The sequence below is a fragment of the Vibrio sp. Vb0937 genome, assembly GCF_033338855.1.
The window spans coordinates 39,336-48,898 of sequence record NZ_JAWOTK010000026.1 but is presented as its reverse complement, the minus strand read 5'-3'; the positions used below and the strand labels follow the sequence as shown (position 1 = coordinate 48,898).

Sequence of the window (9,563 nt, the reverse complement as noted above, 5' to 3'; positions counted from 1 at the left end):
TGTTTTACCGTGGTCAACGTGGCCGATAGTACCAACGTTAACGTGCGGTTTCGTACGTTCAAATTTTTCTTTAGACACGATCGTGTTCCTTCCTAGTTATGATTCGTCGTGATCATTATTGATCGACGACGCGCCAGAAATTGTTATTTTATGCGCCAACGCCCGTTAGCGCAATATTTGGACGCCCTGATCTCGCAAAAAGTCGTAAACTTTTTGCAGTTCAATCGTCAATTAGTAACCACGCTCTGCAATAATTTTATCTGCGAAGTTTTTCGGCACTTCAGCGTACTCGTGAAACTCCATAGAGTAAGACGCACGGCCTTGAGTTGCAGAACGTAGATCAGTTGCGTAACCGAACATTTCGGATAGTGGTACTTGAGCACGGATGATCTTAAGACCAGCCACACCTTCGTCCATGCCTTCAATGATACCGCGACGACGGTTTAGGTCACCAACAACGTCACCCATCCAGTCTTCCGGAGTGGTTACTTCGACATTCATCATAGGTTCTAGAATCACAGGTTGTGCTTCTAGTGCACCTTTCTTGAATGCCATCGAGCCAGCGATCTTAAACGCCATCTCGCTTGAGTCTACATCGTGGTAAGAACCATCAAATAGTGTAGCTTTAATATCTAGTACAGGGTAACCCGCTAGAACACCACTATTCATTTGCTCTTCGATACCTTTCGATACCGAACTGATGTATTCCTTAGGAATCACACCGCCCACGATTTCGTCTACGAATACGAAACCTTCACCAGGCTCAGAAGGCTCAAGTTTGACCCAAACATGACCGTATTGACCACGACCACCTGATTGACGAACAAACTTACCTTCAACTTCCGCTTTACCACGAATGGTTTCACGATAAGCAACCTGAGGTTTACCAACGTTACAATCAACGCTGAATTCACGCTTCATACGATCAACGATAATGTCTAGGTGAAGTTCACCCATACCTGAGATCAGAGTCTGACCTGATTCGTCGTCCGTTTCCACGCGGAATGATGGATCTTCCGCTGCTAGTTTACCTAGCGCGATAGCCATTTTCTCTTGGTCTGCCTTAGAACGAGGCTCTACAGCAATCTGAATAACTGGTTCAGGGAACTCCATGCGTTCTAGAATCACTTTGTGGTTCTGATCACACAGTGTGTCACCTGTTGTTACGTCTTTCAGACCGATAGCAGCTGCAATATCACCAGCGCGAACTTCTTTCACTTCTTCACGCTTATTCGCATGCATCTGAACGATACGACCGAAACGCTCTTTCTTCTCTTTTACTGAGTTGTAAACAGCGTCACCCGAGTTTACAACACCGGAGTAAACACGCATGAAAGTTAACGTGCCCACGAATGGGTCAGTCGCAATCTTAAACGCTAGCGCAGAGAAAGGTTCGTTGTCGTCAGCATGACGCTCAACTTCATTTTCTCTTTCGTCGACACCTTTAATTGCAGGTACGTCAACTGGCGATGGCAAGAACTCAACTACTGCATCCAGTACCGCTTGAACACCTTTGTTCTTAAACGCACTACCACAAGTAGCCAGTACGATTTCGTTATTTAGTGTGCGAGTACGTAAAGCTTGTTTGAGCTCAGCTTCAGTCAATTCACCTTCTTCAAGGTACTTGTCCATCAGCTCTTCGCTAGCTTCAGCAGCGGATTCAACCATGTGGTTGCGCCACTCTTCAGCAAGTTCAATCATGTCAGCTGGGATGTCTTCGTAAGTAAACGAAGTGCCTTGATCGGCATCATTCCAGTTGATCATTTTCATCTTGATAAGGTCGATGACACCTCTGAACTCATCTTCCGCACCAACGTTCAGCTGGATTGGAACAGGAGTCGCACCAAGACGATTCTTAATTTGGTTCACAACGCGTAGGAAGTCTGCGCCCGCACGGTCCATCTTGTTTACAAATACCAAACGTGGAACGTGGTATTTGTCTGCTTGACGCCATACAGTTTCAGACTGAGGTTCAACACCAGATGAGCCACAGAACACAACCACAGCACCATCAAGTACACGAAGAGAACGCTCTACTTCGATAGTAAAGTCAACGTGTCCAGGGGTATCAATGATGTTTACGCGATGCTCAGGGAACTGTGCTTCCATACCACGCCAGAATGTAGTAGTCGCAGCGGATGTGATAGTGATACCACGCTCCTGCTCCTGCTCCATCCAGTCCATGGTTGCTGCACCATCGTGAACTTCGCCGATTTTGTGAGAAAGGCCAGTGTAGAACAGAATACGCTCAGTTGTGGTTGTTTTTCCTGCATCTACGTGAGCACAGATACCGATATTACGGTATAGCTCAATAGGAGTTTTACGAGCCACGATTGTATCCTCTTACTAAGGTGTACCTTAGAGTATAGAAAAGTGCTGCGAGAGAACCTCGCAGCACAGAAGGTATTACCAACGGTAATGAGCGAACGCTTTGTTTGCGTCAGCCATGCGGTGAACGTCTTCACGTTTCTTAACCGCAGTACCTTTGTTCTCAGACGCGTCTAGCATTTCAGCAGCTAGGCGTTGAGCCATAGATTTTTCACCACGCTTGCGCGCAGCTTCAACCAACCAACGCATAGCAAGTGCGTTACGGCGAACCGGACGTACTTCTACAGGTACTTGGTAAGTTGAACCACCAACACGGCGAGATTTAACCTCTACCGCTGGGCGAACGTTTTCAAGAGCTTCTTCAAAAATAGCTAAGTGGTCTTTACCAGACTTTTCAGCCATAGCATCTAGTGCAGTGTAAACGATTTTCTCTGCAGTAGATTTTTTACCGTCAACCATTAGGATGTTAACGAATTTTGCCAGCAATTCAGATTTGAATTTTGGATCTGGAAGGATCTTACGCTGACCAATGACGCGACGACGTGGCATGGATTTATCTCCGTTGTCTTCTTCAGGTTTTATCCAAAACTTTTCAGTTTTTTCAAAAAATTAAAAATAATTTAGTGTTTGGCCTTACTTAACGGAATCCATTAAGACTTAGGACGCTTCACACCGTACTTAGAACGACCTTGTTTACGGTCATTTACGCCAGCACAGTCTAGTGCGCCGCGAACAGTGTGGTAACGCACACCTGGAAGGTCTTTAACACGACCACCACGGATTAGAACAACTGAGTGCTCTTGAAGGTTGTGACCTTCACCGCCGATGTACGATGTAACTTCGAAGCCGTTTGTCAGACGTACACGACAAACTTTACGAAGTGCTGAGTTAGGTTTTTTAGGTGTAGTAGTGTAAACACGAGTACATACACCACGTTTTTGTGGGCACGCTTCTAGTGCAGGCACGTTGCTTTTAACAACTTGCTTTGCACGTGGCTTACGTACCAACTGGTTAATAGTTGCCATTAACTAGCTCCTGATTTACTTGAAAGTAAGCTTTGTGAAAAATCTATCCCCAACTGCCAATGCAGTTAGGGACGCAAAATTCTATGCAGCAGTGAGAGGTGTGTCAAGAAATATACGGATCTTTTTTGTTCAATTAGAACAATTCATCCGTAAAGCTTTGTCGACAGCAAATCTTGTTCAATCCCAAGTTAGGGATTTATCCTGTTTTGCTGTTAGTTCAACGAAGCCTGAGTAATTCACAATCGTCAGCGATGGACTGATACGATTTGCAATACCGCGAGCTTGCGCATCGCTCTCTAACACAAATACGCTGCGGTTTTTTAGATGGGAAAATGCTTTATGTTGCGAGTTAGCAGCGTACACTGCATCTTCTATAAGTAAGATGTCATCCTGTTCACTGCATAAGGGCATGGCGTCTTCTAGAGCAGAGACTGTTTTTATGATGTGTAACATACCTTCCTCAAAAAGACAGTAGCTTGCCAGCGTGTTGTAACTTATCTTTGAGCTGTTCTGAGCTTAACGCTTGGGCTTCAATGACTAAATCCGCTTGCGCCAAACCTCGCTGGGTTAACGACTCTGAACACACAAAGACTTGTTCGATGTCGTATAAATCGAAAAGCTTTAACATCGGCGCGTAATCTTTACTCAAAATATTGTTGGGGTTTTGTCCGAGTAGAAGCTGGTATACCCCGTCACCCACGAAAATGACGCTGATATCTTCACAGTAAGCCGACGCGGCTAACAGTGCATCCACACCTTCACGACCAGCTGCACTGCCATGTGGCGCACTACGAAATAGATAAGTTAACTGACTCAAAACTGTACCACTCTGTCTTGGGTTAACATCGCTTCAGCTAGGCTACCTAAGCCTGCTTGTTCAAAACCATCGGCTAGATTGTTCTGAACCAAGCCATGTTGATTCGCTTCTTCTTCACTTACAATCCCGCGACGCAAAGCGGCCGCGACACAAGTTTCTAGGCGAACACCATGCTCTTTAGCCAAAGACTGCCACGCCTTATTGAGATCAAATTCATCGTTAGCTGGCACACTCAAAGCAGTACCATTAGTCACACCATCTTGATAAAAGAAGACGCTCACTAGCTGATGGCCTTGCTCTATCACCGCTTTGGCGAACTGATAAGCACTGCGCGCTGACTGGCTGCCATAAACGGGACCATTCACCACTAACGTGTAAGTCAGTTTGCTCACCTTTCATCATCCTCGGTTTTACGTTGACGAATGTACAAGTAAACGGTGTGTTTTGAAATATTAAGGCGATCCGCGACACGGTTGATGGCATCTTTAATATCGAAGATACCTTTGTCGTACAACTCCATCACGATCTGGCGATTTTTGGTGTTGTTAGACACGGATTTATCCGCATTGATCTCTTCGATGGTGCGTTCAACAGTTTGGTCCACCAGCTCTTCTACGTCACTAGCAAAGTTGACCGAGGAAGCCGCTTCTTTCGCTTCTTGCGTCGGCATGAAAGACTGAAGGACTTGCGAGAAAGGCGCATCCAAGTTGACGTTGATACACAACAAACCAATCACGCGATTTTCGCCATTACGAATAGCGACAGTAATCGACTTCATCAACACGCCACCTTTTGCACGGGTAAAGTACGAACGTGAGAAGTTGCGCTCCGAGCCTTCGATGTCTTTTAGCATCTTAAGCGCTAAATCAGTGATTGGTGAGCCGACTTGGCGCCCCGTGTTTTCACCGTTAGCGATTTTAATTGCAGAGGTATTTAAGTCTTCTAGAGAGTGAAGAACGATTTCACAAAATGGACCTATCAGGCTGGCGATACCATCCACGACCGCCTCATAAGATCTTAAAATGATTTTGTCGTGCTCGGTAAACGGCATCACGTTAACGGATTCCATTTCGAGCAACATCTCCGCGTTTATTGTTTCTGTAGTTGTCATAAGCCTTCGAGCGAAAAATCAACAAATTGGTGTAAGTTTATCAGAAAATTTGAAAAGCAACCTAGCAAACTCACCAACTAGTGACCTAGAACAAAAAAGGCCCGTTAAACGGACCTTTTTCAATAACTTATCGCAGCTTATTGTTATTGCTCTGCGTTGTCGTTCTCAACTTTTAGCAGCTCAACTTCAAATACTAGCGTTGAGTTAGCAGGAATGCTTGGTGTGTCTTGGTCACCGTATGCTAGCTCTGGCGGGATAACGAATTTGAATTTAGAACCCACAGGCATTAGCTGAACACCCTCTGTCCAACCTGGGATTACACGGTTAAGTGGGAACGTTGCAGGTTCACCACGATCGTATGAGCTGTCGAACTGAGTACCGTCGATCAGAGTACCTTTGTAGTGTACTTGAACCGTATCAGTGTCTTTTGGCTTCTCACCTTCAGCTGGTGTCATTACTTGGTATAGAAGACCTGTATCTGTCTTCACTACGCCTTCTTGCTTCTCAAACTCAGCACGGAAATCATCGCCAGCTTTTTTCGCTTCAGCTGCTTTCTCAGCCGCTTGTGCTTGCATCTTTTCTGCAACACGCTTGTCTAGAGATTCTAGTGCTGCACGTGTTTCTTCTTCATTCAATTCAGCATTGCCTTTGAAGACGTCTTCGATACCTTTTAGTACCAAATCTTTGTTAAGATTAATGCCGATTTCGCTTGGCTTGTCGATGCTTGTGCTTAGGTAGTTAGCAAATGAAACACCGATTGCGTATGCCGCTTTGTCGTCGTCGGTTTTAAAGTGAACCGCTTTACCGGTTTCTGCTTGAACTTGTTCTGCTTGAGGTGCGGTTTCTGTTTTAGTTTCTTCTTTCTGACAACCTACCGCTAGCATAACTGTTGCAGCAAGTAGCGACACTTTTAAAACTGATTTCATTAAATTCTCCCAATAATGGCTCTGCCATTGGTTGTTGTGCACAAATCTTCTATGAGACTAGTGAAGACAATCGTTATACCAATATACTAGCTATATGTCTTAAGACACAAACCGGATTATTAGATGTGATGCAAAGAATTTTTCATTTATTCCTATATTTAATTGTCATCACCACGTTAAATGGTTGCTTTTTCGCCGAGCGTGAAGTGCAGCGTTGGCCGATAGAACCTCAAGGTGCGACGAGCTTCGCACTTAGCAGAGATGGACGGTTTGCTCTGCTCTATTCTCAACAACGTCATTTGATGTTGTGGGACCTAGAGCAAAATGAACAACTAGCCAATCTGGGTGAACTCGATGCCGATGCCAATGTGGTTTCCCATATCCGCATATCTGACAATGGTCGCTACGCAATTACAGCAAGCCAAATGAACTTCGCAGTTTGGGACCTAGGCTGGACGCAATCCGAAGGCCTTTGGTCTATCGATGACGCGCTGATTCGCGACGTTGATATCACCAGTAATGGTGAACAAGTTCTGCTTGGGTTATCCAACGGTAAAGCAATTTATGTCAACTTAGTCACCGGGCGTCGCATGGAGTTCCTTGCGCATCGTGAAAAAGTCAATTCCGTGGCCATTTCTCCTAATGGGCGCTTCGCCCTAACCGGAGGTAATGACTATAAAGCGTATCTGTGGGATACCGAAACCGGACAAGTACTACGAACCTTCGAACATGAACAACGAATTGTTCGCGTGGCCCTGCAAAGAGATGGAAAATTAGCAATGACATCTGATGGCGGAAACCAAGCGATTGTTTGGAATTTAAAAACTGGACAAGAAGTCACACAGTTGAGCAGTTGGTCACGCCAATTAATTTTCTCTACCGCACGATTTTCTGACGACGGGACTCAACTAGTCACAGGAAGCCCTTCTGGCCGTGTGTCGATATGGGATACTCAAACCGGAAAACGAATGAGTGGATTTGAAGTGGAGCCCAAAAAAGACACTCGCCCTCCCCGTGCGGTCGTGTATGATGCAGCCTTTGATTCAAAACAACGCGTAATTACTGCTACTTCAGCAGGTATTGCCCAAGCTTGGCAGTTAGAGAACGGATCATGACAGAAAAAATCATTCAGCAATTGGAAGCACGCATTAATGACTTAGAATGTCAGCTTGCGTTCCAAGAGCAGACTATTGAAGATCTGAACGGCGCTTTATCGCAGCAACAACTGCAAATTACCAAGATGCTCGATCAGATGAAATATGTGGTAGGTAAAGTAAAAAATATGGACTCGTCGAATTTAGCCGATCCGTCAGAAGAAACCCCACCACCGCATTATTAAAATGCAGGCTCAAATAGCATAAAGCCCAGAACATGTTCTGGGCTTTGTTGTATTAATTACTTAAGAAGGTACTCAAGAGGAAGCTATTCGTCGGCGTAGATTTTAACGCTCAGCTCGCCTTGCGTATTAATGCCTGCTCGGTACATGCCAGAACTGTTCATCGCAAAGTGCATCTCACCTTTAGCATCAATGGCAATCAAACCGCCCTCTCCGCCCATCTGTTTGAGATCACCTTGGATAATGTGTTCACAAGCCGTATGAATATCTTCTTGTAAGTAACGCATACGTGCTGCAACGTCTTCCGCAACACGTTTACGAATAAAGAACTCGCCGACACCCGTAGTGGAAACTGCCACGACGCCATTTTCGGCCACCGTACCACAACCAATAAGAGCCGAATCTCCGACTCGGTTGTATTTCTTATTCGTCACGCCACCCGTACTGGTGGCAGCGGCTAAGTTGCCTTGTTGGTCCAATGCCACCGCACCAACGGTACCGTGCTTACGGTCATCTGGGTAACGAGATTCCGACAAAGCAAACAGTCCTTTCTCACGCATAGACAGCAACTGCTCATAACGGCGATCAGTAAAGAAGTAATCTTGCTCGGTATACTCATGGCCTTGCTCAAAAGCAAACTTCTCTGCGCCCTCACCCACCAACAGCACATGATTGCTGTTTCGCATCACGTCACGAGCGAGCTCAATTGGGTTTCTGATATGACGAACCCCAGCGACCGCGCCTGCTGCAAGGTTTCGCCCATCCATCACAGAAGCGTCCATTTCAACCATTTCGTTGTTGGTCAGCACTGAGCCTTTACCCGCATTAAAGTTAGGAGAGTCTTCCAATACTTTCACTGCCGCTACGACGGCATCTAAGGCTTCACCGCCCGTTTCTAGAATTTGATGTCCCGCTTTTACCGCAGCTTCTAAATCCGCCAAGATGGATTGTTGCAGCTCATCGCTCATCTGTTCACGCAAGATGGTGCCCGCACCACCATGAATGGCAATCGAGAAAGGTTTCGTCATCACTTTGTCCAACTGTTATTCCTTGTATGGTTGGCACTACACCTTAGATAAACAAAAAGCGCAAGTTGAAAACTCAACTTGCGCTTTTCAAAGCTTTGCTAGATAAGATTATCTAGTGAAGGCGCTTATGATTAGTGAGAACCACAGCTACCGCCGCCACAGCAGCCGCCTTCTTCTTCGTGATCGTGGTCATGATCGTGACCACCACAACAGCCACCACCTTGGTGGATGTGACCGTGTTCGATCTCTTCTGCTGTTGCTTCACGTGTAGACATAACTTCTACTTCGAAAGTTAGTGTTTGACCAGCTAACATATGGTTACCGTCAACAACCACTTCGTTGCCGTCAACTTCTGTTACTTCAACAGGGATTGGACCTTGGTCAGTGTCAGCTAGAAAGCGCATGCCAACTTCGATTTGCTCAACGCCTTGGAATACGTCCGCAGGAACGCGCTGTACTAGCGCATCGTTGTGCTCACCGTAAGCTTCTTCAGGAGCTACCGTTACTGAGAACTTGTCGCCAGCCACTTTACCTTCAAGTTCTTTTTCAAGACCTGTGATTAGGTTGTTGTGACCGTGAAGGTAATCTAGAGGTGCTTCTGCTGTTGATTGATCAACAACGACACCGTCTTCCATCATTACTTTGTATGCAAGGCTTGCAACAACGTTCTTTTCAATTTTCATACTAACTCCAGGGAGATTAATTGACTTAACCAGAATGGGGTTAAGTACTGAGATATCTGGGTGTATTATGGGGATCAATTATCGAAGTTCAATTACTCCGGCTTAAAAATTCCGATCATTTCCTGATCTGAGTGTTTATTTTTCTCTACAGATTGTGGTTTGCGCTGCTCTGTAAACTCACACTCGACACACTCAACTAACTCGATGTTATTTTCAATCCACCAGCGCAGGGTATCTTGCTGGCTGCAATTTGGGCAGCTAGCGCCGGCAATAAAACGTTTCTTGATTTTCACGCTATTTCCTTAGCTT

At 45.6% G+C, this 9,563-nt stretch carries 13 protein-coding genes; 2 read left to right on the top strand and 11 right to left on the bottom strand.

Going from position 1 to position 9,563, the window contains the following annotated elements; genetic code table 11:
* Nucleotides 1-231 precede the first annotated feature (231 nt).
* The 8 genes from fusA to fkpA all read right to left on the bottom strand — a co-directional run bounded on the left by fusA (nucleotide 232) and on the right by fkpA (nucleotide 6,207).
* Nucleotides 232-2,331 carry an elongation factor G gene (fusA, locus tag R7P67_RS19965; protein WP_005382794.1) on the bottom strand — a complete coding sequence of 700 codons (2,100 nt, stop codon included), beginning with the start codon at nucleotides 2,329-2,331 and terminating at the stop codon, nucleotides 232-234.
* Nucleotides 2,332-2,406: 75 nt separating this feature from the next.
* Complete coding sequence (gene rpsG, locus R7P67_RS19960; RefSeq protein WP_005382796.1) at nucleotides 2,407-2,877, bottom strand: 30S ribosomal protein S7; 471 nt, start codon at nucleotides 2,875-2,877, stop codon at nucleotides 2,407-2,409.
* A 101-nt stretch (nucleotides 2,878-2,978) separates the two neighbouring features.
* The gene (rpsL, locus tag R7P67_RS19955; RefSeq protein WP_004399892.1) at nucleotides 2,979-3,353 is read right to left on the bottom strand and encodes a 30S ribosomal protein S12; all 375 of its coding nucleotides are present in this window, start codon (nucleotides 3,351-3,353) and stop codon (nucleotides 2,979-2,981) included.
* Between the two features lie 177 nt (nucleotides 3,354-3,530).
* A complete protein-coding gene (gene tusB / locus R7P67_RS19950) occupies nucleotides 3,531-3,806 on the bottom strand; it encodes a sulfurtransferase complex subunit TusB (RefSeq protein WP_005382799.1) in 276 nt (91 codons plus the stop codon).
* Between the two features lie 7 nt (nucleotides 3,807-3,813).
* Nucleotides 3,814-4,170 (bottom strand): sulfurtransferase complex subunit TusC, encoded by a 357-nt coding sequence (gene tusC / locus R7P67_RS19945; RefSeq protein WP_213898832.1) that lies wholly within the window; start codon nucleotides 4,168-4,170, stop codon nucleotides 3,814-3,816.
* The gene (tusD, locus tag R7P67_RS19940) at nucleotides 4,167-4,562 is read right to left on the bottom strand and encodes a sulfurtransferase complex subunit TusD (protein ID WP_017821752.1); all 396 of its coding nucleotides are present in this window, start codon (nucleotides 4,560-4,562) and stop codon (nucleotides 4,167-4,169) included. The genes tusC and tusD overlap by 4 nt, the downstream gene beginning before the upstream one ends.
* Complete coding sequence (locus R7P67_RS19935) at nucleotides 4,559-5,281, bottom strand: transcriptional regulator (RefSeq protein WP_005382804.1); 723 nt, start codon at nucleotides 5,279-5,281, stop codon at nucleotides 4,559-4,561. Before R7P67_RS19935 ends, tusD begins: the two co-directional genes overlap by 4 nt.
* Before the next feature lie 143 nt (nucleotides 5,282-5,424).
* Nucleotides 5,425-6,207 (bottom strand): FKBP-type peptidyl-prolyl cis-trans isomerase, encoded by a 783-nt coding sequence (fkpA, locus tag R7P67_RS19930; RefSeq protein WP_017821751.1) that lies wholly within the window; start codon nucleotides 6,205-6,207, stop codon nucleotides 5,425-5,427.
* 128 nt (nucleotides 6,208-6,335) lie between these two features.
* On the opposite strand from fkpA, the gene R7P67_RS19925 reads away from it, so the two are divergent.
* Nucleotides 6,336-7,322: a WD40 repeat domain-containing protein gene (locus R7P67_RS19925; RefSeq protein WP_171345135.1), complete on the top strand. Its 987-nt coding sequence runs from the start codon at nucleotides 6,336-6,338 to the stop codon at nucleotides 7,320-7,322.
* Nucleotides 7,319-7,546 carry a SlyX family protein gene (locus R7P67_RS19920; protein WP_005381455.1) on the top strand — a complete coding sequence of 76 codons (228 nt, stop codon included), beginning with the start codon at nucleotides 7,319-7,321 and terminating at the stop codon, nucleotides 7,544-7,546. Before R7P67_RS19925 ends, R7P67_RS19920 begins: the two co-directional genes overlap by 4 nt.
* 83 nt (nucleotides 7,547-7,629) lie before the next feature.
* Here R7P67_RS19920 and R7P67_RS19915 read toward each other — a convergent pair whose 3' ends face one another.
* The 3 genes from R7P67_RS19915 to R7P67_RS19905 form a co-directional block, all read right to left on the bottom strand.
* On the bottom strand, nucleotides 7,630-8,571 hold the full coding sequence (locus R7P67_RS19915; RefSeq protein WP_053303049.1) for an isoaspartyl peptidase/L-asparaginase family protein: 942 nt from the start codon (nucleotides 8,569-8,571) through the stop codon (nucleotides 7,630-7,632).
* A gap of 131 nt (nucleotides 8,572-8,702) precedes the next feature.
* Nucleotides 8,703-9,254 (bottom strand): peptidylprolyl isomerase, encoded by a 552-nt coding sequence (slyD, locus tag R7P67_RS19910; RefSeq protein ID WP_005381451.1) that lies wholly within the window; start codon nucleotides 9,252-9,254, stop codon nucleotides 8,703-8,705.
* A 92-nt stretch (nucleotides 9,255-9,346) separates the two neighbouring features.
* On the bottom strand, nucleotides 9,347-9,547 hold the full coding sequence (locus R7P67_RS19905) for a YheV family putative zinc ribbon protein (RefSeq protein WP_005381449.1): 201 nt from the start codon (nucleotides 9,545-9,547) through the stop codon (nucleotides 9,347-9,349).
* Nucleotides 9,548-9,563 lie beyond the last annotated feature (16 nt).

What these genes read in the sequence shown, in the direction of transcription:
- tusB (WP_005382799.1), bottom strand. Translation starts at nt 3,806, where the DNA reads ATGTTACACATCATAAAAACAGTCTCTGCTCTAGAAGACGCCATGCCC.
- R7P67_RS19925 (WP_171345135.1), top strand. Translation starts at nt 6,336, where the DNA reads ATGCAAAGAATTTTTCATTTATTCCTATATTTAATTGTCATCACCACG.
- R7P67_RS19915 (WP_053303049.1), bottom strand. Translation starts at nt 8,571, where the DNA reads ATGACGAAACCTTTCTCGATTGCCATTCATGGTGGTGCGGGCACCATC.
- slyD (WP_005381451.1), bottom strand. Translation starts at nt 9,254, where the DNA reads ATGAAAATTGAAAAGAACGTTGTTGCAAGCCTTGCATACAAAGTAATG.
- R7P67_RS19935 (WP_005382804.1), bottom strand. Translation starts at nt 5,281, where the DNA reads ATGACAACTACAGAAACAATAAACGCGGAGATGTTGCTCGAAATGGAA.
- fkpA (WP_017821751.1), bottom strand. Translation starts at nt 6,207, where the DNA reads ATGAAATCAGTTTTAAAAGTGTCGCTACTTGCTGCAACAGTTATGCTA.
- R7P67_RS19920 (WP_005381455.1), top strand. Translation starts at nt 7,319, where the DNA reads ATGACAGAAAAAATCATTCAGCAATTGGAAGCACGCATTAATGACTTA.
- rpsG (WP_005382796.1), bottom strand. Translation starts at nt 2,877, where the DNA reads ATGCCACGTCGTCGCGTCATTGGTCAGCGTAAGATCCTTCCAGATCCA.
- rpsL (WP_004399892.1), bottom strand. Translation starts at nt 3,353, where the DNA reads ATGGCAACTATTAACCAGTTGGTACGTAAGCCACGTGCAAAGCAAGTT.